Source organism: Chitinophaga silvatica (genome assembly GCF_003419895.1).
GTDB lineage: Bacteria > Bacteroidota > Bacteroidia > Chitinophagales > Chitinophagaceae > Chitinophaga > Chitinophaga silvatica.
This window is the reverse complement of sequence record NZ_QPMM01000002.1, coordinates 403,776-428,796: the sequence shown is the minus strand read 5'-3', so window position 1 is coordinate 428,796 and position 25,021 is coordinate 403,776. Positions and strand designations below refer to the sequence as shown.

General features: G+C 38.1%; 25 protein-coding genes and 1 tRNA gene. 11 read left to right on the top strand and 15 right to left on the bottom strand.

Features of this window, described 5'->3' with window-relative positions; all coding sequences use genetic code 11:
- Window positions 1-56: 56 nt before the first annotated feature.
- Window positions 57-1,841, bottom strand: coding sequence for an autotransporter outer membrane beta-barrel domain-containing protein (locus tag DVR12_RS06070; RefSeq protein ID WP_116974649.1), 1,785 nt, complete (start codon window positions 1,839-1,841; stop codon window positions 57-59).
- A 460-nt stretch (window positions 1,842-2,301) separates the two neighbouring features.
- Window positions 2,302-4,836: an ATP-dependent Clp protease ATP-binding subunit gene (locus tag DVR12_RS06065; RefSeq protein WP_116974647.1), complete on the bottom strand. Its 2,535-nt coding sequence runs from the start codon at window positions 4,834-4,836 to the stop codon at window positions 2,302-2,304.
- Window positions 4,837-5,133: 297 nt separating this feature from the next.
- On the opposite strand from DVR12_RS06065, the gene DVR12_RS06060 reads away from it, so the two are divergent.
- A complete protein-coding gene (locus DVR12_RS06060; protein WP_116974645.1) occupies window positions 5,134-5,508 on the top strand; it encodes a hypothetical protein in 375 nt (124 codons plus the stop codon).
- A 40-nt stretch (window positions 5,509-5,548) separates the two neighbouring features.
- On the top strand, window positions 5,549-6,457 hold the full coding sequence (locus DVR12_RS06055; RefSeq protein ID WP_116974643.1) for a ribonuclease Z: 909 nt from the start codon (window positions 5,549-5,551) through the stop codon (window positions 6,455-6,457).
- 89 nt (window positions 6,458-6,546) lie between these two features.
- Here the strand turns inward: DVR12_RS06055 and dapA are convergent, their stop codons facing one another.
- Complete coding sequence (gene dapA, locus DVR12_RS06050; protein WP_116974641.1) at window positions 6,547-7,422, bottom strand: 4-hydroxy-tetrahydrodipicolinate synthase; 876 nt, start codon at window positions 7,420-7,422, stop codon at window positions 6,547-6,549.
- A 77-nt stretch (window positions 7,423-7,499) separates the two neighbouring features.
- Entirely contained in the window at window positions 7,500-8,453 is a 954-nt protein-coding gene (locus tag DVR12_RS06045) for an acetyl-CoA carboxylase carboxyltransferase subunit alpha (RefSeq protein WP_199417051.1), read from the bottom strand.
- A 174-nt stretch (window positions 8,454-8,627) separates the two neighbouring features.
- Here DVR12_RS06045 and DVR12_RS06040 point away from each other — a divergent pair.
- A tRNA-Asp gene (locus DVR12_RS06040) sits at window positions 8,628-8,701 on the top strand.
- A gap of 357 nt (window positions 8,702-9,058) precedes the next feature.
- Here the strand turns inward: DVR12_RS06040 and DVR12_RS06035 are convergent.
- Complete coding sequence (locus DVR12_RS06035; protein ID WP_116974638.1) at window positions 9,059-10,165, bottom strand: Fic family protein; 1,107 nt, start codon at window positions 10,163-10,165, stop codon at window positions 9,059-9,061.
- A 296-nt stretch (window positions 10,166-10,461) separates the two neighbouring features.
- Here DVR12_RS06035 and DVR12_RS06030 point away from each other — a divergent pair, with 296 nt between their 5' ends.
- Both DVR12_RS06030 and yiaA read left to right on the top strand, forming a co-directional pair.
- Window positions 10,462-11,025: a Crp/Fnr family transcriptional regulator gene (locus tag DVR12_RS06030; protein WP_199417050.1), complete on the top strand. Its 564-nt coding sequence runs from the start codon at window positions 10,462-10,464 to the stop codon at window positions 11,023-11,025.
- Between the two features lie 80 nt (window positions 11,026-11,105).
- On the top strand, window positions 11,106-11,528 hold the full coding sequence (yiaA, locus tag DVR12_RS06025; protein ID WP_116974636.1) for an inner membrane protein YiaA: 423 nt from the start codon (window positions 11,106-11,108) through the stop codon (window positions 11,526-11,528).
- Window positions 11,529-11,742: 214 nt separating this feature from the next.
- On the opposite strand, the gene DVR12_RS06020 is transcribed toward yiaA, so the two are convergent.
- The 4 genes from DVR12_RS06020 to DVR12_RS06005 all read right to left on the bottom strand — a co-directional run bounded on the left by DVR12_RS06020 (window position 11,743) and on the right by DVR12_RS06005 (window position 14,999).
- The gene (locus DVR12_RS06020; RefSeq protein ID WP_116974634.1) at window positions 11,743-12,270 is read right to left on the bottom strand and encodes a helix-turn-helix domain-containing protein; all 528 of its coding nucleotides are present in this window, start codon (window positions 12,268-12,270) and stop codon (window positions 11,743-11,745) included.
- 200 nt (window positions 12,271-12,470) lie between these two features.
- Window positions 12,471-13,019: a cupin domain-containing protein gene (locus tag DVR12_RS06015; RefSeq protein WP_116974632.1), complete on the bottom strand. Its 549-nt coding sequence runs from the start codon at window positions 13,017-13,019 to the stop codon at window positions 12,471-12,473.
- 73 nt (window positions 13,020-13,092) lie between these two features.
- The gene (locus DVR12_RS06010) at window positions 13,093-13,923 is read right to left on the bottom strand and encodes an AraC family transcriptional regulator (RefSeq protein ID WP_116974631.1); all 831 of its coding nucleotides are present in this window, start codon (window positions 13,921-13,923) and stop codon (window positions 13,093-13,095) included.
- A gap of 137 nt (window positions 13,924-14,060) precedes the next feature.
- The gene (locus DVR12_RS06005; protein ID WP_116974629.1) at window positions 14,061-14,999 is read right to left on the bottom strand and encodes an alpha/beta hydrolase; all 939 of its coding nucleotides are present in this window, start codon (window positions 14,997-14,999) and stop codon (window positions 14,061-14,063) included.
- A gap of 130 nt (window positions 15,000-15,129) precedes the next feature.
- Between DVR12_RS06005 and DVR12_RS06000 the strand changes: the two genes are divergently transcribed.
- Window positions 15,130-15,504: a winged helix-turn-helix transcriptional regulator gene (locus DVR12_RS06000; RefSeq protein WP_116974627.1), complete on the top strand. Its 375-nt coding sequence runs from the start codon at window positions 15,130-15,132 to the stop codon at window positions 15,502-15,504.
- A 58-nt stretch (window positions 15,505-15,562) separates the two neighbouring features.
- On the opposite strand, the gene DVR12_RS05995 is transcribed toward DVR12_RS06000, so the two are convergent.
- The 4 genes from DVR12_RS05995 to DVR12_RS05985 all read right to left on the bottom strand — a co-directional run bounded on the left by DVR12_RS05995 (window position 15,563) and on the right by DVR12_RS05985 (window position 18,213).
- Complete coding sequence (locus DVR12_RS05995) at window positions 15,563-16,441, bottom strand: hypothetical protein (RefSeq protein ID WP_116974626.1); 879 nt, start codon at window positions 16,439-16,441, stop codon at window positions 15,563-15,565.
- A 267-nt stretch (window positions 16,442-16,708) separates the two neighbouring features.
- Window positions 16,709-17,557 (bottom strand): hypothetical protein, encoded by an 849-nt coding sequence (locus tag DVR12_RS05990; protein ID WP_116974624.1) that lies wholly within the window; start codon window positions 17,555-17,557, stop codon window positions 16,709-16,711.
- Window positions 17,558-17,632: 75 nt separating this feature from the next.
- Complete coding sequence (locus DVR12_RS27475; RefSeq protein ID WP_147323416.1) at window positions 17,633-18,064, bottom strand: hypothetical protein; 432 nt, start codon at window positions 18,062-18,064, stop codon at window positions 17,633-17,635.
- On the bottom strand, window positions 18,019-18,213 hold the full coding sequence (locus DVR12_RS05985) for a hypothetical protein (RefSeq protein WP_116974622.1): 195 nt from the start codon (window positions 18,211-18,213) through the stop codon (window positions 18,019-18,021). The genes DVR12_RS27475 and DVR12_RS05985 overlap by 46 nt, the downstream gene beginning before the upstream one ends.
- Window positions 18,214-18,280: 67 nt before the next feature.
- Between DVR12_RS05985 and DVR12_RS05980 the strand changes: the two genes are divergently transcribed.
- The gene (locus tag DVR12_RS05980; protein ID WP_116974621.1) at window positions 18,281-18,862 is read left to right on the top strand and encodes a TetR/AcrR family transcriptional regulator; all 582 of its coding nucleotides are present in this window, start codon (window positions 18,281-18,283) and stop codon (window positions 18,860-18,862) included.
- Here DVR12_RS05980 and DVR12_RS05975 read toward each other — a convergent pair.
- Complete coding sequence (locus DVR12_RS05975; RefSeq protein ID WP_116974620.1) at window positions 18,854-19,381, bottom strand: GNAT family N-acetyltransferase; 528 nt, start codon at window positions 19,379-19,381, stop codon at window positions 18,854-18,856. The genes DVR12_RS05980 and DVR12_RS05975 overlap by 9 nt on opposite strands.
- A 154-nt stretch (window positions 19,382-19,535) precedes the next feature.
- Here DVR12_RS05975 and DVR12_RS05970 point away from each other — a divergent pair, with 154 nt between their 5' ends.
- Entirely contained in the window at window positions 19,536-21,344 is a 1,809-nt protein-coding gene (locus DVR12_RS05970; RefSeq protein WP_116974618.1) for an ABC transporter ATP-binding protein, read from the top strand.
- Here the strand turns inward: DVR12_RS05970 and DVR12_RS05965 are convergent.
- On the bottom strand, window positions 21,334-21,882 hold the full coding sequence (locus tag DVR12_RS05965; RefSeq protein WP_116974617.1) for a DUF1801 domain-containing protein: 549 nt from the start codon (window positions 21,880-21,882) through the stop codon (window positions 21,334-21,336). The genes DVR12_RS05970 and DVR12_RS05965 overlap by 11 nt on opposite strands.
- A gap of 117 nt (window positions 21,883-21,999) precedes the next feature.
- On the opposite strand from DVR12_RS05965, the gene DVR12_RS05960 reads away from it, so the two are divergent.
- The 3 genes from DVR12_RS05960 (at window position 22,000) to DVR12_RS05945 (ending at window position 25,011) form a co-directional block, all read left to right on the top strand.
- On the top strand, window positions 22,000-22,596 hold the full coding sequence (locus tag DVR12_RS05960; RefSeq protein WP_116974615.1) for a hypothetical protein: 597 nt from the start codon (window positions 22,000-22,002) through the stop codon (window positions 22,594-22,596).
- Window positions 22,597-22,605: 9 nt separating this feature from the next.
- Window positions 22,606-23,781, top strand: coding sequence for an aminotransferase class V-fold PLP-dependent enzyme (locus DVR12_RS05955; RefSeq protein ID WP_116974613.1), 1,176 nt, complete (start codon window positions 22,606-22,608; stop codon window positions 23,779-23,781).
- Window positions 23,782-24,219: 438 nt separating this feature from the next.
- The gene (locus DVR12_RS05945; protein ID WP_116974609.1) at window positions 24,220-25,011 is read left to right on the top strand and encodes a helix-turn-helix domain-containing protein; all 792 of its coding nucleotides are present in this window, start codon (window positions 24,220-24,222) and stop codon (window positions 25,009-25,011) included.
- Window positions 25,012-25,021: the final 10 nt, after the last annotated feature.

Genomic DNA, 25,021 nt, shown 5'->3' with positions numbered 1-25,021 from the left:
GATAGGAGACAGGGAAACGGTGAGGCCATCACCGTTTCCAATTACTATATCCTTAATTATTTCTTGATGATATACCAGCCTTTCACTCCATCTGATTGGAGAGTAACGAAAGTCCAGTCATTGATGATCTGGTAAGAGGCACCACCTTCAATATTATCACCGGAACCAGAAGATATATTGATTGTAACAACGTTATCCGTGTTATCATCAGTAGTTGCAACTAAAGGAACCTTTTTAATATTGATGATACGGCCTTCGCTGCCTACAGCTTTAGGTAATTCCAGGGCAACCGGAGTACCGGATTTTACAATAACAGTATATGCATCACCGACAGCAGTACTGCTGGATACCACTTTGATTGGCATGGAAACGGTACCGGTACCACCATAACCTACCTGGAGAGTAGAGTTGGCACCGTGAACAGAATCACCTACCAACATAGATTTTGCAGTATAAACTGAATCTCCGAATTTTTTCACACCACCAATGTTTTGGTTGGTGTTAGTTATCAAACCTCGTAGCGTAGAAGTAGACGCATTGGGAATATTCAGATTAATAGCCATCGGAGTGGTAGTTGCGTCGGTAGAGATATTAAAATCAGTACCAGTAGTACCAGTTTTCAGATCTACTTTAGGTCCAGTCAGTGAGTTGATGGTAGTGATTGATCCATCGAACGCAGCATCATTCAGCGTACGGGTTACAACTTCACCACCAGTACCGTGCAATAATACGGTAGTACCAGTAGTTGAAGCGGCAGGACTGGTGAGAATAAGTTTATTGTTGAGTGTTGCATCACCATTTACTGTAGCGCCTCCATTGATAGTAGCACCAGCATTGATAGTAGCGCCGCCATCAACAACAGCACCACCTTTGATTGCTGCACCACCGGCAGATACATCCAAACCATTTTGTGCAGTAACCTTATCTATAAATGTTTTCGCCCCTTTGAATGTTTGAGCGGCAACAGAAACACCACCCGGATTAGTTCCATCGGCAGGGTGTAATACAAGGCTTGCCTGAGCACCGGTATTATCGATAGATAAACCTTTAGGGTCAGAAGCAGCAGCAAAGTTGCCGATTACGATTGCTTTTTGAGAAGCCTGAATTTTATTCCAGTCGGCCAGGCTGAGGAAACCATAATTCTGTGTTGTTTTGCTCATAATAGGCACAGCCATATTCAGGTTAGTACCTGAGGCGGTTTTGGTAACAACATCCAGGGTTGCATCACCGGTGAGGGTAAATGTCAGATCACCATCCAGACCATCAAGAGTACTAACTACCTTGTTAAATGCGCTTGCATTCATTTTACGTTGAGACACGGTTCCATCAGCAGCGAGTACGAGTACATCCAATACAGAAGTAGCAGCAGTAGGGATATTAGCATTAGCGCCAGCTTGTAATTTACCATCGCTGGATATAATGAATCTATCCTGATTATTTGTTTTAAAAGTAATAGGGGCAGCATTTTTGGTACCCAGGAAATCACCTGCAGCGCCAGTGTTTCCAGAAAGTTTCCAGTTGCTGGCAGCATCTGCAGCGGAAGCCAACAGTACCCATGCACCTGCCTGGCGGATGTAAAGACCTTCAACACCATCAACAGCATTCATTTTATACACTAACATACCGTCTTTAACAGGGATTCCCATACCGTTGATTCCATTAAAATCGTCGAGACGTGGCAGCAAGAGACCTTGTTTTTTGCTTTCCAGTTCGAGAATTGCATTTTTTTGGATATTGGTAGGATTAGAACCTACTTTGAGCTGTGCATCAGCTTGAGAAGCAATGAGGCCTACACCGCCCAATAAAATAACGCGTAAAGCAATACGTAGAGAATTTCTCATAGAATTAATATAAAAGGATAAATAGTAAGCAATTAAAATTCGTAGCAATACAATAAATACACAACTGTCGTCAGTTCAGCTTTGGATTAATGAAATGGCGAAATATAGTAGGTTATTTGAGAATATATAAAATTCACGTATTAGGATACATAAATAATATATTTTAAACTTAAATGTTATATCCTAATTTATATTCGGTTATATAGGGTATAAAATATGTATACTGCAAAAATGATATTTAGTAAATATTAAAAAAATGGTACTTATATACCATTTTTTTAATAGGGGGTTAAAAGGCTACTTTACCAGTTTATTGATTATTAAAGCTCATATACTCATATTAGTCAAGTTATAGAAACCAAACATATAACATTTTAGTAGTATGTAGTAAAATTACTACAAAAAAAGCCCGCCTCTACAGAGTAGAGACGGGCTTTTATGTTGAATATCGCATAAAGCCTTAAGCTTCAGACTTTTCTGATTTACTCTTGGAGGAGTTGTTTTGAAGAGTGAAAATCAGTTTTTGATTTTCCTTATCCAGATCGGCTACTAAAATATCGCCGTCATGAATGTTCATATTGAGTATTTCTTCAGCCAGTGGATCTTCGAGATATTTTTGGATAGCTCTGTGCAGTGGTCTGGCGCCGAATTGCTGATCGTAGCCTTTATCTGCCAGGAATCCCTTGGCATCGTCTGTTAATTCGAGGCTGAAGCCCAGGTTATTCAGACGTTTCAATACGCTCTTCATGGTGATATCGATGATGGTATAGATATGCTCTTTTGACAAAGAGTTAAAGATGATCACATCATCGATTCTGTTTAGGAACTCAGGAGAGAAAGTACGTTTCAGTGCTTTTTCAATAACTGATTTAGTATTTTCTTCTTCGCTTTCTGCTCTTGCGGAAGTGGAGAACCCAACACCTGCACCGAAGTCTTTCAACTGACGGGCACCAATGTTAGAGGTCATGATGATAAGTGTATTTTTAAAATCCACTTTACGGCCAAGGCCATCGGTTAGGATACCATCATCGAGCACCTGTAACAGCAGGTTATAAATATCCGGATGAGCTTTTTCGATTTCATCCAGGAGGATTACGGAGTAAGGTTTACGACGAACCTTTTCGGTTAATTGTCCACCTTCTTCATAACCAACATATCCCGGAGGCGCACCGATTAGTCGGCTTACGGAGAATTTCTCCATATATTCACTCATATCGATACGGATTAGGGCATCTTCTGAGTCGAACATATAACGGGCAAGAGATTTAGCCAGCTCGGTTTTACCAACACCGGTAGGGCCGAGGAAGATGAAAGTTCCGATAGGTTTTCTTGGGTCTTTCAATCCAACGCGGTTACGTTGAATTGCTTTGGTGACTTTGCTGATAGCATCGTCTTGGCCCACGACAGCACCTTTCAGGTCTTCGCCCATGCGACGGAGTTTTTCAGTTTCGGCCTGTACCATGCGTTTCACAGGGATACCGGTCATCATACTAACAACTTCGGCGATAGCTTCCTCATCGATTGGGTAGCGTTTATGCTTAACTTCTTCTTCCCACATTGCTTTTGCGCGTTCCAGGTCTTCACCCAGTTTCTTTTCAGTATCGCGTAAAGCGGCGGCTTCTTCGAAGCGTTGGCTTTTAACTACCTTATTTTTTTCCTGTTTGATATCTTCGATTTGTTTTTCAAGATCGAGGATATTTTGAGGTACGTTGATATTTTTCAGGTGTACTCTGGCACCTACTTCATCCAGTACGTCGATTGCTTTATCGGGCAACAGGCGGTCTGTCATGTAGCGGTCGCTGAGTTTAACACAGGATTCAATAGCAGCGTCTGTATAACTAACGTTATGGTATTCTTCATAACGCGGTTTGATATTATTGAGGATCTGAATGGTTTCTTCCACGCTAGGTGGTTCTACCATTACTTTTTGGAAACGGCGATCTAACGCACCATCCTTTTCGATGTACATGCGGTATTCATCGAGAGTGGAAGCGCCGATGCATTGGAGTTCACCTCTTGCGAGAGCTGGTTTGAAGATATTGGAAGCGTCCAGAGACCCGGAAGCGCCGCCAGCACCAACGATAGTATGAATTTCATCGATAAACAGGATTACGTCTCTGTTTTTTTCGAGTTCATTCATGATAGCTTTCATTCTTTCCTCGAATTGGCCACGGTATTTGGTACCGGCTACCAGAGCAGCCAGATCCAGACTTACCACTCTTTTATCGAACAGCACGCGGGAAACTTTGCGTTGAACGATTCTGAGGGCCAATCCTTCCACGATTGCAGTTTTACCAACGCCTGGTTCCCCGATGAGGATAGGGTTGTTTTTCTTACGACGGGAAAGAATTTGGGAAACTCTTTCGATTTCCTGTTCACGACCAACTATAGGGTCTAAACTTCCGCTTTCGGCAAGTTTGGTGATGTCTCTACCAAAATTATCCAGTACCGGAGTTTTAGATTTAGTGTTGGTCTGTTTGGCTTTGGAGGCGTAGCTCTTTCTTTCGTCTTCAAACTCTTCTTCGCCTGGATCATCGAATTCAGACTTAGGATCTGCAGACTTAACAAAGCCTAGTTCGTTTTTAAAAGTATCGTAGTCCACGTCAAATTGTTGTAAGATTTGAGTACAAACGTTTTCTTTATTCTTAAGTATTGAAAGCATGAGGTGTTCCGTTTCAACAGTGGTACTTTTCAGTGCCTTAGCTTCCAAAACGGTTACCCGTATTACTTTCTCTGCCTGTCTGGTAAGTGGAAGGCTATTGATATTTGCGATGTTCTTTCCAGTCTTATCCTTAACAGCCAATTCTACTTCTTTACGTAATTCATAAAGGTCTACGTTCAGAGCCTGCAGAATCTTTACGGCCGTTCCCTCTCCTTCTCGTATAATACCTAGCAGCAGGTGTTCAGTACCTATGAAGTCATTTCCCAGGCGTAAAGCTTCCTCTCTGCTGAACGAAATGATCTCCTTAACTTGCGGTGAAAAATTCTGGTCCATTGTGAGAATATTAAATTTATCAAAAACCCTTACGGGGGCTTGCTTATACAATAATAACGAATAATTCTGACTTAAGATTATCACGCTATCTAATTGCGTTGAAGTTATTTCTTTTTTAGACTCAAACAACTTACACTTTAATAGTATAAGAGTTATTTTTGCGTTGATGCGGGCACGTTCGTTTAAAAATATTTTCGAAGAAAAAGCGATTTTGATCCAATCTCTTACGGTATATTTTATAGGCGGATTCCCTATCTTAAATTCTAATTAACTAAAGTATAAAACAACGTCCATCGCATGAAATTCAAAATTGATACCAAAGAAAAAATAGTTATTTTCTGTCCGGAAGTGGAATCTTTGGATGCAAATTTGTCAGATAACTTATTATCAATCATTAGCGTTCTTCCTGAGCTTAATGGACGTAACCTTATACTGGATTTAAGTTCAGTACAAAAATACGACGAAAAAGGATTGGACGACATTTTAGCAGTCTATCAATGGATGTATGACAATAATAAATCATGCGCAATTACAGGAGTTAACACAGCTTTAACAGTTCCATTGAAAGCAGCGGGAGGAGAAATGCTGAATTTGGCTCCAACCATGGCAGAAGCAATTGACCTGGTGATGATGGAAGAACTTGAAAGAGAATTATTAGATGGGCTGGAATAAATTATCTTTGAGATGTTGACCTCCCCGAAAAAGAAATAGCATGTTTGCAGTTACTATACTTGGTAATAACTCGGCCATTCCAACATTAGACCGGCATCCTACCGCACAGATCGTTACCTGTAACGACCAATTGTGTTTAGTAGATTGCGGAGAAGGCACACAATTACAAATATCCCGATATAAAATCAGGCGCAGTAAACTTCGCTATATTTTTATCAGTCATCTGCATGGCGACCATTATTTCGGCTTAATAGGGCTGTTAAACACCCTTAACTTAATGGGAAGAACAGAACCATTAACGATATATGGACCAGCTCCATTAGAGCAGATTATCCAGATACAATTGGACAGTGCTGAAACTCAATTGCGTTTTGAGTTGTCTTTTGTTCATTTACAACCCGGATATAGCGGTGTAATACTTACAGATAAAGATCTGGAAGTAACCTGTTTTCCTACCCAGCACAGAATCCCCTGCTTTGGGTTTTCATTTGAGATGCAGAAGAAAAAAAGGAAGCTTTTGCCAGATCAGGCGAGAGCATATGAAATTCCGGCTGCTTATTTTTCAAAATTGCAGGAAGGCGAAGATTACCGGAAAAAAGACGGCAGTATAGTTAAAAATGACTGGGTTACCCTTCCTCCCCCACCAGGTAAGCGGTATGTATATTGTGCCGATACCATTTATGATACTGGTTTAATTCCCTGGTTAAAAGATGCAGATCTGATGTATCATGAAACCACTTACCTGCATGATTTGCATGAAAGAGCAGCTGAAAGATATCATAGCACTTCTGTTCAGGCAGCATCATTAGCGGCAGCGGCACAGGTTAAACATTTGTTAATTGGTCATTTTTCATCGAAGTATACGGAGCTTGAGCCATTTTTGGAAGAATCGAGGCCTATTTTCCCGAATACGGAGATTGCCGAAGAAGGAATAACTTTCATAGTATAGCAGGTTTTCAATCTAAAATAAAAGCAAAAGGGTGTTTCATAAATGAAACACCCTTTTGCTTTTATACCGAAATTGAAATAATTCAATTCTTAATAGTTCTTTAAAAAAGTATCAATTCTTTTATAAAGTTCATCGCTCACTGGCATCACTGGTAATCTGAAATAGTTTTCAATTATACCAGCATGATGTAAAAATGCCTTAATCCCAGCAGGATTATTTTCGGTAAACATCATATCAAATGCATCCAGCATTTTGTAATTGAGTGTACGGGCTGCAGGGAAATCGTTCATTAATGCAGCATGAACCATGCTGGAGAAATCGGCAGCGAAGAAGTTGGCAGCTACAGAAATAACGCCATCCATACCGCAAGCCAATTGGCTTAAAGCCAGCGCATCGTCGCCACTTACAACGAGGAAATCTTTAGGCTTATCCTTAATAATTTGCATGCATTGTACCATATCGCCAGAAGCTTCCTTCATGGCAACGATATTTTCCACTTCGTGAGCCAGGCGTAAAGTGGTAGCGGCAGTCATATTTCTGCCGGTTCTGCCGGGAACGTTGTAAAGAATGATTGGCTTAGGAGAAGCCGCGGCAATTGTTTTATAGTGCTGAATAATGCCTTCCTGGGTAGGTTTACTGTAATAAGGAGCCACGCTGAGGATAGCTGCAGCCTCATCGAGAGGGCATTTTTCCAAACGTTTCACTACATCCCTTGTATTGTAATCACCAATGCCCACTACTACCGGCACCCGCTTCGCTACCTTCTCGAAAGTAAACTTTATTAAATCCAGCTTTTCATCTGATGAAAGAGTAGGAGTTTCACCTGTAGTGCCTAATGACACTACGTAGTTTACGCCGCCGTCAATTACATAATTGATCAGCCTTTCCAAAGCATTCCAATCGATGCTTTCGTCTGCTTTAAAGGGTGTTACCAGAGCTACACCTGTGCCTTTGAGTTGTTCCATTGTGTTTACGGGAAAATAAAAATTTCGAATTCCGAAGGCCGAAATTCGAAATTTTTATTGTGATCTCTAAATATTTTTTATTTTTCTTCGAAGAAGCCCATGTTGGAGAATTTGTCGATCCTTTGCTGAATGCGGGTATCAGCATCGATCTTTTTAAGTTCAGCCAAAGTTTCCTTAATTCGTTTTTTCAATATGATGGCCATTTCATCCGGATTGGTGTGAGCACCACCTAATGGTTCATTCACTACACCATCTACAAGTCCGAATTGACTCATATAGTCTGAAGTCAGTTTCAGTTCTTCAGCTGCTTTTTCTTTAAAGTTCCAGCTACGCCAGAGGATAGTAGAGCAGTTTTCAGGCGAAATAACAGTATACCAGCTGTTTTCCAGCATTAATACTCTATCTCCGATACCGATACCTAAGGCACCGCCGGAAGCACCTTCCCCGATAATGATGCAAATAACCGGAACCCGGAGTTTCACCATTTCGAAGAGGTTACGGGCAATAGCTTCGGCCTGGCCTCTTTCTTCGGCTTCCAGACCAGGATAAGCACCCGGAGTATCAATGAGTGTAACGATAGGCTTATCAAAACGTTCGGCAAGTTTCATCAAACGTAAAGCTTTGCGATAGCCTTCAGGATTTGCCATACCAAAATTTCTGAGCTGACGCATTTTGGTATTAATCCCTTTTTGCTGACCGATAAACATAACAGTTTCTCCGTCGAGGTCGGCAAAGCCGCCTACCATCGCTTTATCATCTTTGACGTTTCTGTCGCCATGCAGTTCCACAAAATTGGAGCACATTTTTTCAATATACGCCAGTGTATAGGGCCTATCAGGATGACGGCTCAGCTGCACACGCTGCCAAGGGGTGAGGTGGTCGTAAATATTTTGACGCGTTTCCACTATTTTCTGCTCATATTCTTTGACGGTTGCAGAAACATCTACGCCTGATTTTTCACCATTTTCCTTCAGCTTGCCCAGTTGTTCGTAAAGGTCAGCGATAGGTTTCTCGAAATCCAGGAATTGCATAATTTGAATAAATTGGTTAAAGATCGGCTGTAAAGATAATGCTGAAAATATTTTTTAAAAAAGATTTGCTTAATTGGGAACTTTGTTGCTATCTTTGCAATCCCAAATCGATACAACGTAACGAATTGGAATACAGAAAGATAGTTAGTTTTCACTAATATATTTTTTTTTGAAGGATCGGTAGTTCAGTTGGTTAGAATGCCGCCCTGTCACGGCGGAGGTCGCGGGTTCGAGTCCCGTCCGGTCCGCAAGGATCAAATAAAAAGTCACATCGGAAGGTGTGACTTTTTTGGTTTAAGGCCCAGTCACGGTCTCTACTCAGTAGAGACGGGTTCGAGTTCCGATTAAAAGTATCTAAGAAAAGTCACATCGGAAGGTGTGACTTTTTTGGTTTTAGGCTCTGTCACGGTCTCTACTCAGTAGAGACGGGTTCGAGGCCCGATTAAAAGTATCTAAGAAAAGTCGCAACGGAAGGTGTGACTTTTTGGGTTTAAGACCCTGTCACGGTCTCTACTCAGTAGAGACGGGTTCGAGTTCCGATTAAAAGTATCTAAGAAAAGTCGCAGCGGAAGGTGTGACTTTTTTGGTTTGAACCTAAAGACTCATTATTCAATGCTCTTTAGCCTATAGCTTGTACTTTTCCCACTACCTTCCTGTTCCAAAATATTCTTATTAACTAGATCCTGAATATCTCTTAATGCCGTATCTGTTGATATTTTAGTCATTTTGGCCCACTTTGAGACATTTAATTTTCCAAAGAAATCATCTGAGAGTACTTGCAACATTTTTTGCTGTCGAACATTAAATTTCAAATCACGATACCTTTCCCAGAAATGGCTTCGTTCTATTATCTTATTTAAAGTTTGTTCGGTATAATCCATAGATCTATACAAACAATTTAAGAACCATTCTAGCCACAAGGTAATATCCAAATCACCTTTTTGAGTTTTTTCAAGTGTATCATAGTATTGGTTACACTCTTTTTGGATTTGGGCAGACATAGAATAAAAACGTTCTTTATTCTGATCTGCCCGAGCTAACTGCATATCTGCAATAGCTCTTGCAATACGCCCATTGCCATCATCAAATGGATGAATAGTAACAAACCATAGATGTGCAATAGCAGCTTTTATTACAGGATCAATTTGTTGTTCTGAGTTTAACCATTGTAGAAACTTAGACATTTCACCGGGAACTTTATCAGCTGATGGAGCTTCAAAATGAACTTTTTCCTTACAAATTGGGCCAGATGTTACCTGCATAACATTATTACGCATAACATTATTACGCCAATTGGCCACCGTTATTTTATACATCCCACTACGACCTGTGGGAAACAACGCCGCATGCCAATCAAACAATCTTTCTTCTGTTAATAAGGACTTATAATTCTGTGTTGCATCCAACATCATCTCTACCACACCTTCTACATCCCGTTCACTATATATTGCTCCACCAATATCGATACCCAACCTTTTTGCTATGGATGAGCGCACTTGCTCAGGATTTAATAATTCACCTTCGATTTCGCTGGATTTTAACACATCCAATGTTAATGTTTGTAACATTGTTTCTTCCTGTAGTTTAAATCGAAAGGTCTTCATCTGCCCGAGTATTTTTCCCTGGCGAAATCTTACTTCTCCTAATTTTGGTTCAAGCTTATCCTTATTCCAGGTAAAGAAAGGCCAACCATCTAATTGATGCATGTACATATTCACCGCATTAATGCGGTGAATATATTACGAATTGGCCAATAATTGATAGGATTCCGGTGATTTAGTTCATTAATTACCGCAAAAATGCGGCGATTAATGAACTAAATCACATTTAAGTCATCATGAAAAGTTCGTAATTACTATTACTATAGTCTTTCCCAATAACTACCCAATTTCCATTTCTTACTCTGGAATGCCCCTTATTTCTATTAAAATCGCAGTTTTATTAGCCATTTTTCAAGTTCTTTGCTAAAACAACTATGCTGAAGTCATTTTAGCAATATGCTAACTATATGGAACGTCTATTAACGCAACTAACAAAAATCCATCATATCGGAGAAAAGGCAAGTAATGATCTACGTTCTTGCATTAAACAAACCATCTTACCCAAGAATGAAATGCTTATTTCAGAAGGGAGAGTGTGCAGACATCTATATTTTGTAGAGACAGGCAGCCTACGTGGCTTTTATAATCTTGATGGCAAGGAAGTAACACACTGGTTTAGTTTTGAAAATGACTTTGTCACTTCTTTTCACAGTTTCATAACCGGACAACCAGCAGTAGAGAATATACAATCGATGAATGGAACTATACTCTGGGCCATTTCAAAAGAATCGCTTACAGAACTGATGGACAAATACCATGAACTGGAACGCCTTGTACGCTTAGCCTATGAACGATATTATATTCGACTTGAAGAACGTTTTGTAAACTCACATTTCAAATCGGCAGCCGAACGCTATGAACAATTGCTTGAACACTCCCCTCATATCATTGAAACAGTGCCATTAGGATATATTGCTTCCTATTTGGGCATTTCACAGGAAACACTTAGCCGTGTCCGTAGCCGGCTTTAACAATTACAAATCAAATTTTTGACTAAAGTCAAAAGTATTGCTATCGGCCACTGTTAGTTTTGCTGTATAAAATAACCACTATGGAACAAAGAAATCAGCAACAACCATCAACCGCCTTCGTAGCCGCTGCCTGGATCGCCTTAATTGCAGGAATAACCTCCTATATTATTGGTTTATTCAATGTAGAAATGGCACTAAACGAAAAAGGATATTATTTCACAGTGTTGATGTTTGGACTCTTTGCCGCTGTATCTGTACAAAAATCAGTAAGAGACCAATTAGAAGGCATTCCGGTTACTAACATTTACTATGGATTGTCGTGGTTTTCCACCTTATTATCGATCGTTTTATTAACAGTTGGTTTATGGAATGCCGACATCACAAAGAGTGAAAAAGGGTTTTATGCAATGTCCTATACCTTAAGCCTGTTTGCTGCAATTGCTGTGCAAAAGAACACACGCGATGCCCGACAAAAGCAAAACAATTCAACTCATAATGAGTAGTCGGCCTTCATTCTGAAAGTTAATCCTAATGCACATGCTTAAAAACGTAATTCAGAAGCATAACAAATCATAAAATGTTTCTGGAAACATTTTTAGTACTCAATACTAAACCGACAAATTATACCGGAAGCCAAGGATCAAATAGAAATTGTTTCTCTTCTCCGCCAGCATCAAAAAAAAGTCACACTGCTTGTGTGACTTTTTTGAGGTTCATTTATCCAAAAGAAAACGAAAAATACTGCTTTACATACGGCCTCTCTTCTTCCCGGAGACGATTATTTGTGGATAACTCATACTCTTTATCTCTTTCCAAAATCTTATACCACTGCATGGCATTAATATTCTTATTGGAATGAAGCTCAAGGCGAATTAATATTTTATCATTAGGTTTCCTATGACCATTAAGAATATGACTTAACTCAGAAGGCTCCATACCCATTTGTTCTGCAAAATCTTTGTTCTTTAGTTGCAGCCTGATAATGTATTCTTTTAAAAAGTAACAAAAAGAAGTCTCTTTATTATATTCATTTTTCTTTAAATAATCCTCTATTTCAAATCTTAATTGAAGAATTGATGATAGTACTCGTTTCTCATTCGACAAATTAGACAGAGCCTTTTTTCCTTCTTCTCTAAATTCTTTAATAACTTTTGCTCTTTCATTCTTACTCAAATTCTCAGATAAAATATAACCGTCTGCAATTTCATCAAGAGTAAGTTTCTTCAATTTTCTATCGTGATTCATGATTTACTTCCTGTGTTATCGATTTTTCAAAGCAATTATAATATGATTTCCAGTATATTTTTCTTCAATATACCTGACAAAACTTAATTGAAAAAAATTACAATTATTTACATAAAACGTAAAATTAAATTTACATTTTTTGTAAATAATTGTAATCAAATATGAAACTTAGTTATACAATTCCAGTCATTATACAAGCCCTATGCACTCAAAGGAGGACCAATATGCCTAACTCCATGTTTCAATGCAAGCTTATTAATTTCATCTTCAGTTGGCATTTTTAAATCATTTACTTCCTTGAAGAAATCTTCCAGTTCACCGGCCGGGTTCACTGCATAAATTAGTTTTCCCTGATCTGAAATCTGCAGCCATTGATGCGGAATATTTCTTGGCAGGAAGATGGTATCACCTACATTCAATTCGCCTTTCATATCGCCACAAACGAATTTGTATTTCCCTTCTATCACTGTAAAAAATTCATCCTGATGATAGTGTATATGCAAAGGAGTTCCTACTTTGCCAAAACCCGTAAATAAAAAAACAGACAACTGATTGTTAGTATCATGACGTGAGATCACAACATCATTGGGGTGGGCTCCCATGTATTTCATCATTGGCTTGCCCGAACGGTTCTCACCTGCCGGAACAATAAAGGGTTGGGATATACTCTTTCCGGTACTTGCTAATTTTGCTAAAGCAATAGCTGGCATGGCTGCAAGGGTAGTTAGTAAAAATTGTTTTCGTTGCATAGCTGAAAATTTACTCCCAAAGTTATTTTCAGATCTAACGAAAGTATTGGTAGAAACAAGACATTTTTAAATGTCAAATTTCTACATCTCCCAAAGCTCGTTCAGGCGCTTTGTTATCTATTTCAAAAAACTGAACGGGAGTATGCCCGGTAAATTCTTTATAATCCTTGGTCAAATGCTGATAATCGTGATACCCACAATGTAATGCGATAGACAACCAGTCTTTATGTGGAAAACGGTTCTTCATGCGGAAAGCTCTGTCGAAGCGTATAAGTTGCAGAAACTGCTTTGGAGGCATGCCAATTCGTTCTTTAAATTTTCTATCAAACTGTCGGTGCGAAAGAAAAGCCGAATGTAAAAATTTATCCACTGAATACAATTCTTCTTCCTTAATCATCTGAATACTTATTTCATCTACAGAATGTTTATTCATCTTACTTTTTCGGATGAGATCTGTAAGAAATCGTTCTACTATCTCAATCATCTCCGTATATTCCTTAGCGTGAAACAATTGTTCGGTAATGAGATTAATATTTTTACCGAAAACCTCTTCAGCATCCATATACTTATTTGCCAGATATTCGGATGGAATATTAGTAATTCTGTAAAAGCCGCCAGGTTGAAAAATAATTTGCAAACATAAAAACTCCCTACCGGGGTATCGATGAATTACTTTAGAATGCTGGCCCATTATTATCGTCCTCTTCTTTCCAATTGTTAACCTGGAATCAGGATACTCGGCGGTTTCCATATCTTTTGGAAAAAACTGCAGGCAAAATTCAGGTCTGGGTGGATATACCTTACAAGGAACAATCAGACTATCAGGAAAGCGAAAATCGATAATCCTGTATAGTCTGATATTATCAGCTAATAAAGAACCTGGTTTAATTTCATTTAAAAGCACAAATTCAGATTTGTATCAGTTCTTAATAAATGTCAATGAGTTATGAAAGATGGAAAGAGTCGGGGTACTGTCTTAAGATTCAATATTATTCCATAACTAAGCTACACATTTATCAGGTACTTACAAATACCTTCAAACTACTTTAATCTGTCAATCAAAAAATTATAAAACTTTTCAGTTAAAACAGAAGGGAAGAAATCAAAAATATGCAAGGCTCCGGGAACTACCCATAATTCTGTTCTTATCCCGGCTTTGTAGAGCAGTTGAGCATATTCGATACCTTCATCCCTCAATGGATCTAATTCACTGGCAATGATTGTTGTTTTAGGAAGTTTTTGAAATTGATCATAGAACGTAAGATCTGCATACTTAATACGTTTATCAGCATTTTGTTTCCCAAGGAAATGTAACCAGGCTATTTCTGCATACCTTTTATTCCATAATGGAGCATCCACAAATTCTTCCATAGAAGCAGTGGTAAGTTTATTGTGTATAACTGGATATAAAAGAATTTGATGTTTAATATTCTCAATCCCATTATCAATAGCCATTTGAGTGATTGCAGCTGCTAAATGTCCACCTGCACTTGCGCCATAAACGGTAATAGCAGCAGGATCAATGTTTAATTCATTGGTTCCTTTCGTGATTGTCCATATTAAAGCATCGTATCCGTCCTGAATAGGAATTGGAAATTTATACTTTGGAGCCAGGCGGTAATCAACAGAAATTATAGTAGCTTTTGTTTCCCTGGCTATTCTGTACATCTGTCCGTCGCCATGTTCGGGAGTTCCAAAAACATACCCTCCACCATGGAAATAAAGTATTACATTGTTTTTATGGAAGTCTGAAGGTTGATATATATGCAGTCTGATCTCCTGCCCATCTTCAGAACTTTGTATGAAAAGGTCACGGACATTAATGCCATCCGGCCTAACATATGGGTTATTCTTTTTAAATTCCTCTCCGTAGGCCTGTAAAATTTCAGGAGTATTCCGGAAGATATCAAGATCTAATTCAAAGGAAGGACTGTTGTCTAAGCTTAACTTTAGGTCGGCGTCTATTCTATTAAGATTCATGGCGATTTATATTATAATTTGAATAATTGTTCGCGATTCCGGTTATCGCTATTTTTCTGTAAATTTAAGGAAGGAAACCGCATATAGGCAATAGCAATGCGGTTTGTAAGGAACGAACATTTATGTAAGTATGGGTAAAATCAAGACTAGTTCAACAAATTTTGAAAACAAAAGTAACCTCGCAACTGGTTGCCCGGAAGCCTACGCAGTTAACCTGATTAAGGGGCAATGGATTCTTTCTATCTGCTATTGTTTAAAAAATGCAAGATTAAGGTTTTCAGAAATAAGGAATCAAATACCTAACATTACGGAACGTATGCTTACTCTCCAACTAAAACAGATGGAGGAAAATAAGCTAATACTGAAATATGTATATGCAGAAGTACCTCTGAGAGTAGAATATGAGTTATCGGAAATAGGTAAGGGTTTATTACCAATTCTGGAGCGATTGGGAGATTGGGGGCAGCATCATAGGGAATACTTAGAAGCTGAGGCATTCAAATGAGTATTTTTCTCATTACACTTTATTGCTACCATAAAGTGTAATGAGAATTTTTGCTTCCTTACTTTACACTTATTACATGGTACTTATAATTAGTTATGTTTCCATCTTGTTCGATGCGGCGTTTTTCCAGCATCTTAGTAGAACTGTTGTAGGTATTGGTAATTATAAATCTTATAGTATCATCTGAAAGAATATTATTATTAAAATATTTCATCTCAGTAATATTATTCTCAGAAAATAAATGTAGCTCCTGGTTCTTAACATTTAGATACAAAATTTGCAAGGCAGGATTATTCTTAAATACACGGGTATAAAATGAAGGTTTATCATCGTATTTAAAAGAATAGTGGAAGGTAGACAAATATTCTTGTCCGTCAGGTTCTATTGAATACCAATAGTGATTCCATTCCTTCAAATTATTTGCTTCATATTTAAGATCCCTGTAGTAAACAGCTTTAGTGGGAGTTTCCTTTAGTGTATCTTTTGAGCCAACAAAAATCACTTGATTTTTATTATCCAGTGTATATTGAAATGTACTTGTCTGAGAGGTGTAATCTGAGGATAAAATCAGTTTAATTCGTTCCTGGTTATACTCAAATGAGTAATATATATTTTTACTTGTAGCGCCATTATTTTCTGTTTGTATTATTTTTGAACACTTCTTATCGCTTCCATATTGGAATTCAAAAATATTTAACCACCTGTTTACAGATTTCCCACTAAATATTTTATCGATTGTATGATCACTGTTATAAGCAAAACTATCCACAATTCTATAATCATCTTCGACATACAATGGCAGATATCCTTGTAGTGTATCTGGTTGCTCCTCTGGTGCCGGTGTTGGAGGTAAATCCTTGTCTTTTTTCTTACAACTCAAAACAATTGTACCTGTAAACAATACAATTGCGAAATATAGGAGAAATTTAGTTTTCATATGATATTTTATTAGTTAACTTTTTTGGGTTTAAAAGATGAACAGCGATTACTTTACCTTCAATGCATAGTACTTATACGTATCAACGACTCCTGAAAATGTAAGACGACGGGTAGTGATCATTCCGGTTAACAGTAGGTACAGAAATAAGCTTTTCATTAATGTTTTATTATTTTTTGGGTCCGTTCTCGCTAACCATGCTTCTATTCGATAAAGGTTTACCTGTTTATTGCAATTGAGCGTTATAAGCTTAATCCAATTTAATCTTTAGAACTTTTTTATATAAAACCTATACATATCGTCAATTCCAATCTTTCTTGCAGAAAGCATACCTGTATTATTGTCGAATACATTATTGATTGGAAGTTTGGTTGTATCAGTATGCCCAAGCCATTCTGTAACGATTGTTATATCAGTAACATTATTTTTTGCGAATGTGTATAGCTCTGTCGGTCTTATTATCATAAACAGCATTTGCAAAACGGGGTTTTTAGCAAACAAGCGGTTAAACAAAGATGGCTTATCATCATACTTCATTGTATACAGGGTTGTGTACAGATTTTCATCTCCATTCTCCCATTTCGTATAATCGTAATCTATCCATTCTTCAATGTTATTGTTGTTATATTTAAGCTCTGTGTAATTCACATTACGGTCTGACTGTGTATATACTGTATCTTTAGATCCGCATAAAATCACCTGACCTTTATCGTTCATCGTAAATTCTAAACTCCGAACAACTTCACCATTCGAATTGCGCCTGGTGACATTTACATGATTATTAGTGTATGTAAATGAGTAAATATTTTTTTTCCTCCCTGCAGCCAAAACAGTTTCTGTAATTACATTACATTTCCCTTCAGCATTATAGCTAAAATCATAGGTATATTGCCAGTCACCCAGCATCTTCATAAAATACCATCTGGCAACTGTTTGATCATTATTATAAATAATACTATCCAATTTATAATTATCTGCTTCAATAAGTACCGGTAAATAAGCATGTTGACATTCAGTATTATCCTTCGGAGGATCATCTACTTTTACATCATTCTTTTTTTTACAACCAAATGTAAATGTTCCAACAATTAACAGGGGAAGAAATAGTTTTTTCACTGATAATATCTTTTAAGTATTATTATTACCAGCCAAAGATATGTTTAAAGAAAGGGGAAATTATTAGTAGGAAGGCTAACGTAGATGAATACATGGATATCGTCGACAGATCACATTCAACCTCTGATGAACGAAGAAATAAAACAGCCCACCGGCAAAATAGGCGATTACATCAACCCAATCGGCCGTAGTAGTTGATATATAACGAGGTAGTACCAACTCAAAGACTACAGACGTGTATAGGGCCATCAGTAAAAGGTAGGATAATGGGTAACGGTAGTTGGGGTTCTGAAGAACAAAATACCGACTAAACACCAGGGCGAGATGTGCAACAACTGGTATGAATAAAAAATCTGTCAACCAGTTATTGATATAAGGAATAGGTAACCCTATCTCTCTACATAATCTGACTATTGTATATAATATGCAGTAAATAATAAACAAAGTATCTGCCAACGCCTTTACAAAGCGAAAGAAATGGCTGCCGCCAATACTAATGATACGCATGAGAATAATATTAAAAACATGACAAATCCCACATTCTTAGTTACTCTTATAAATGCCTTATCGCCCGGTTTCACCGGTAATACGGCTTCGCGGAGCCTCTTCAGGAGTGGCTTACTATCTTCCTGTATTTTATCATTCAGCTCTTCCATAATTACCAATATTTAGAACAAATGTACTAATATTTTTTGATTTAGAACAAATGTTCTAATTTTAAGTATGCAAACAAAAGAAAAGATATTAGAAGCCGCACTATCATTATATAATGAAAAGGGTGTAAATACCATCACTACCCGACATATTGCCGCCAGTATTAACATCAGTGCCGGGAATTTGCATTATCATTTCAAACATACAGACGATATCATTCAATCGTTATATAATCAACTTGCCGGGGAATTTGACGAGCAGGTATCTGAAATGGAATCAGCCAGGGTAACGGATCTATCTGCCATTGTCGGGTTTGCTGAAAAATCCTTTAGCATTGTTTATAAGTACAGGTTTTTCTTCCTGAATTTTGTGGAAATAGGCAACAGAATTCCTGCTATCAAAAAGGCATACCAGCAATTGACAGCCAGGCGGAAGAAAGAATTTACCGGGGTTTTTCAGTTACTTATTAGAAATGGAATTTTCAGGTCAGATATTCCTGAAAACATCTGGTCGGCGCTCCTCACCCAGATATTTATAGTAGGTGATTTCTGGTTATCGAATAATGAACTTACCAATCAGTTTCAGGGCAAAAAAGCAGCTAAGGAATATGGGAAGATATTTGAAGCTATGTTTTATCCCTACTTAAAGTAAGGTCTTATAAAGAACATGCTGTTTTAGCCAGTGGTTTTCAGGCACATTGGGATGATCGAATTCCTTTATTTTCTCCATTCCAATTTTCTGCATAACCCTTTCTGAGCGCTTATTTTGAATAGCGGTAAATGAAAAGACCTCTTTAAAAAACAGGTTCTTTTTGGCGTATTCAAGACATCCCTTAGCCGCTTCGGTTACATAACCCTTGTTCCACTCTTCAAATTTTATGCGCCATGCAATTTCAACACCCGGAGAAAAATCGGCCAGGAAGTTGAAATTATGAAACCCGGTAAATCCCAGAAATGCATTATCTTCCTTACGTTCAAGAACATAGAGCCCATATCCGAAATCAATAAATTCCTCGTTAATTCTGTTATATTGGTCCATCGTTTCGGCTTCAGTATAAGGATGAGGGAAATATTCCATTACACGTGAGTCGCCGTTCATAGCTACTAAGGGAGGGATATCACGTTTTTCCCAGTCACGAATTCTTAGTCGGGGTGTTTCTAAATAGATCATAAATTAATCATCATTTCAAATTCACAAACAAGATATGACCTAAAAGAAAACTTCCTTAAAATCATACTCGATAAAACAGGAAGAGGTATAATCTGTTTATATCTATTAAGGATACAAAGGTATTATAGTAATTGTTCAGGAAAGCATTGAAGACATGAAAATACTCTGGAATTATCTCAAGCCACATAAATGGTTGGTTATATTAGCCCTACTCCTAGCTGGTCTTAGCCAATTATTAACCATGGTAGATCCTATTATTTTTGGTAAAATTGTGGATGACTATGCAGGCAACCCACATAACAGACCTCAGCCGGAACTGGTAAAAGGCGTACTCTTCTGGTTGGCCATAGCTATAGCTGTTGCATTGGTTGCCCGCCTGTCGAAATCCTTTCAGGATTACATGATAAGGCTGATCGTTCAGCAATTTGGCATGCAGGTATTCAACGATGGACTCAAGCAAACACTTCGGCTTTCCTTTGAAGAATATGAAGAACAGCGCAGCGGGGAAACCCTTGCCGTTTTACAGAAAGTAAGAACTGATACCGAACGATTTATTACGGCCTTTATTAATATACTCTTTACCTCCCTGGTTGGAATGGCTTTCCTAATCTGGTACGCCATCACCAAGCATTGGGCGTTAATCCCGGTTTTTGTTATCGGAATTGTATTCCTGGGCGGACTAACCGGCTTATTGAGTAAGAAAATGAAAACGGTGCAGAGGGCCATCAACCGGGAAACCTTGCAGCTTTCCGGCGCTATCACCGAATCACTAAGGAATATAGAATTGGTGAAGAGCCTGGGTCTTACTTTTCCGGAAATCAGACGACTAAAAACATTTACCAGAGAGATTTTTGATCTGGAAATGAAGAAAACCAAGCAAGTAAGAACCTTATCATTTCTACAGGGTACTACCCTGAATATTTTGAAACAGTCTATTCTTTTCATTCTCCTTTGGCTTATTTTCAGAAATATTCTGACAACCGGTGAATTAATCTCCATGCAGTTTATAACTGCCGCCATATTTGTTCCCATGCAGGATTTAGGCAACATCATCATCCAGTATCGTGAAGCCGAAGCCTCTTTGCAACTATTTCACCGGTTGATGCAAAGACCTGTAGAACAACGACCTGATCATCCTATTGAGATAGGCCATTTACAACAAATCAGATTCGAGAGCGTAGTATTTCATCACAAAACAGCTACTTCCAACGCTATAGACGGCATCAGTTTTTCTGTTGAAACAGGAGATACAATTGCTTTTGTTGGTCCATCTGGTTCGGGGAAATCGACCCTCGTGAAATTATTGGTAGGATTATATAAACCCAATTCGGGAGAGATTTATTTTAATGATATTCCATCTTCCAGAATCCGCTACAATGCCCTGAGAAGGCAAATTGGCTTTGTAACCCAGGATACGCAACTGTTTGCAGGCACCATAAAGGATAATCTGCAGTTTGTAAAACCAGATGCTACAGACCAGGAAATTCTTGAGGCGCTGGATAAAGCTTCCTGTACCTCTTTATTATCGAGGTCTGGTAAAGGTATTTATACCAAATTAGGTGAAGGAGGAGTAAAACTTTCAGGAGGAGAAAAACAACGTATATCCATTGCCAGAGCCCTGGTACGGAAACCCAGATTGTTGATCTTTGATGAAGCTACAAGTGCGCTCGATTCTCTTACCGAAGAAGCAATAACAGATACAGTAAGAAATATTTCTGCCCTAAGGGAACAAATTACGGTATTGATAGCCCATCGCTTATCCACGATAATGCATGCAGATAGAATTATAGTACTGGAAAAAGGAAAGATCGATGAAATAGGAACACATGACGAGCTACTGGCTAATAAAGGTCTCTATTATGCCATGTGGAGGCAGCAGATCGGCGAGCGCAGATCTGTTATTCCTAATCCGATTTCATCCAACGAGGAGGAGGAAGAGGAAGAAGACCGACTTACTTTTTAAATGATAACCCTTCTGCTGCCAGCGCACTCTGAAGTTTTGGAATTGCAGAAGGACCAACGCCATGCCACGAAAGTACCTCTGCCTCCGTATGTTTGGCAAGTTGTTTTAAGGTTTTAACTTCATTAGCAGCCAAGGCACGTTGGGCAGGGGCCGACAGGGCCTTCAGAAAATCGTCCGGCGCCGGTTTAGCTTTCCTGGTTTGTTCTTCTATCCTGAATTTTACAATTTTTGTTACCAGTTCTAATGGTAATGGCTGTGTATAAGGAAATTGAACAGCGCCTTTCGAATTCTTAAATTTTGATAACTCTTTTTTAAATGATTCTATCCCATTGGGTGTAGGATAGAAACCTATATGTGCTTTAAATGCCGCAAAATGGACGAGGTTTCCATTTAATGTAAATGTTGGCAACCCATAGGCTATCTTCTCCCCCGCTGCCGGTGCGGCTTTTTGAATGGTTTTCCTCATCGCTGTTAATAACTTTTGAATCTCTGGCGGAAACCCATTAATATATTCATCAATATTCTTAGCTTTATTCATAACTTAAACTTTAGTTGAAGTTAGGAGATTTCATTTTTACTATAGCAGGGAAAACACGACATTAAACAAGGGCATTTACGACAATATTTAACCTAAGCTAATATCCCAAATATCTCAATGCGCATTTTTATTCCTATACTCACAGTCATAAGCCTTAGCGGCTGTATAACATCTAATTTACTGGATCGGGCAAAACAAGATCGTCAACCTCAGAAAGCAATTGCAATTAAAGCAGCGGAAAAGGATAGCCTGGGAAATTTAAAGATAAATTTTATAGCCCGGTTATCTAATAAAGAAAGACGTGTGCCCGTGAATGTGAGTATACCAATGGATAGTTTATCCGGTAAAAAAATATTATCCCATTACCGATTCTCCAATAGAGATAGTATTATTGTAATAGATGTAGCAAGAGTGGCGAGAGGATTTATTGATATGCAATCAGACAGCTCCCTGCAAAAAGTCGGGATTCCTGCAAAACAGAATAGTTTTTCTGCTTATGTGGATGGGCCCTATAATAACGCAAAAGGAGCAAGAATGGCACTACAATATAAAAATGATACCACCGTTTTTATAGTATTTAGCAGGTCGCCCAAACGAAGATATGCCCGTTATTGGCTAACCCCATTATCTGTACCTGCAGACGTTGTTACTTTTCCAATTCAGCTAATCCTTGGAATATATGCTATATTTAAATTTGGAGACAAATTTTATTAAAATAATTATATGGATATAAAAGCATTAAGAAACGAAACACCAGGTTGTAAGCATGTTAATCACCTGAATAATGCAGGAGCGGCACTGATGCCTCAACCTGTCATTGATGCCGTTCAGAACTACTTTCTTGAAGAAGCAAATTACGGAGGGTATGAAACAGCAGCCAAACACGAGCGGGAAGTAGAACAGTTTTATGAGGCAAGTGCCAGGCTGTTAGGCTGCAAACCAACTAATATCGCTTTTACGACCAATGCCACCGATAGCTATGACAAAGCATTGTCAGCTCTAGAATTCAAAGAAGGAGATGTGGTATTACTGTCAAAAAATGATTATCCATCTAACTTCATCTCTTTGCTTTCAATTCAAAAAAGAATAGGTATAAAACTGGTTGAAATAAATAATACTGATACCGGAGAAATAGACCTTGAAGATCTGGAAGCTAAAATAAAACAGTATCACCCCCGATTATTATCTATCACTCATATTCCTACAAGTTCGGGATTGGTTCAGCCAGTAAATGAAATAGGCAATATTGTAAAGAACTACGATTTGCTTTATCTTCTGGATGCCTGTCAATCTATTGGCCAGATGGAAGTAGATGCTTTATCCACCCAAGCCGATTTTATCAGCGGCACTTTTAGAAAATTTCTCCGTGGCCCCAGAGGCAGCGGTATACTTTATGCCTCGGACAAAGCTCTCACACAAGGCCTCTCTCCATTATACCTCGATATGCGCGGCGCAGATTGGATCAATGAACAACACTATAAAACACGGGATGACGCTCGAAGATTTGAGCTATGGGAGTTCTCTTATGCCAATATCCTTGGTAGTAAAGTAGCCATAGAATATGCGCTGAAATTGGGGATGCAAAATATCTGGGAAAGAAACCAACATCTGACAGCCCTTCTAAAAACGGAATTGGCAGCGGCAGGCATGACATTACAGGACAGGGGCAAGGTTCAATCTAGTATCGTTACTTTCACAATGCCAGTAAAAACTACAGGTGAAAAAGTAAAGAAGTATTTGAACGATAAAGGGATTAACGTCAACTTTACTTCGAAAAGTGTAGCTATCATAGATTTCGAAGAAAAAGGAATTGATTGGGCTGTACGGGTATCGCCACATTACTACAACACTGAAGAAGAGATATTCTCATTAGTTGAAGCCTTAAAAGAGTTTATTTAACCCGGCGGCCTTTAATTGTTTCCAATAAAAATATAGAGAAACAATAAAAAGTTATCCCATCAATCAATAATAATTGGTATACATACCTATGTTCCATTTTGAAAAATTCACCAATGGAAACATAAAGGTAATGAAACCAGTTATATCCCAGCAAATACATCATAAACATTAGAAAAGCACAAATTAATATAGCTCTCAAGTTGGAATAATAAATAAATTTTCTACTGTATATAATTACTAAAATACCCGTTATTACAATAATAGCATTGTACCAATTATTGTTTTCAAGTAGATAAAAATCATTCTTAGAAATAGCTGTTAGATATGAAAAAATAAGAGTGATAATCAGAAGGAATACAAAGCTTAAACTAAATACCTTTAATTTTGAATTCATAGGAATGGATAAATTTGAAGCAAATTAATTTATAAAATTTTAATATGCAATTACCTGCATCACCGGCATTCCAACATTGTATTAAACATTATCTCTTTATCACCACAGGAGAGATGGTTAATTTCCGTTTATTTGCCGATGGAAACCCAGGTATTGTATTCACCGTTGGCCAATTTACCAATGGCGAGCAATCTTTATCAGGCTCTTTTATTTATGGCCAGATTTCTGATTTCCAGGATTTATATAGCGATCGTTTTACCCAATTAATGGTTGTAGTATTACAACCGATTGGTTTACAATTCTTACTCGACATACCAGCATCCGAACTTCAGCAACTAATCGTTCCCTTAAATACTATTTATGGGAACAGTATTAATCACCTCGAAGAACAAATATTTGCCGCATCATCTCCTTCACAGAAAATAAAAATATTCGAATCCTTTATCCATAATCAATTAACCAATTCTATAAATACAGAAATGGAATTGCTGATGAAACATATTACCAGGAATAAAGGAATGGTCACAGTAAAACAACTTACTGAATATACGGGTTGGCAGGAAAGAAAACTGGAAAGACAATTTGCTGCAGCTATAGGATTGTCACCCAAGCGATTTTGCGATATTATAAGGCTTCAATCATTTATCCATCATCTCAAAGATAAGGTGAGCCTAACTTCGGCCAGTTATGAAGCCGGATATAGTGATCAACCACATCTTATCAAAACATTTAAAAAATTTACCGGGCTAACACCCACTCAATATCTTTCCTCCCACTCCCTGGCCGTAAACTTCCTCGCATTTAACAACCCCAATGTCGGAATTGTACATTTTTAATTTTAGCAAG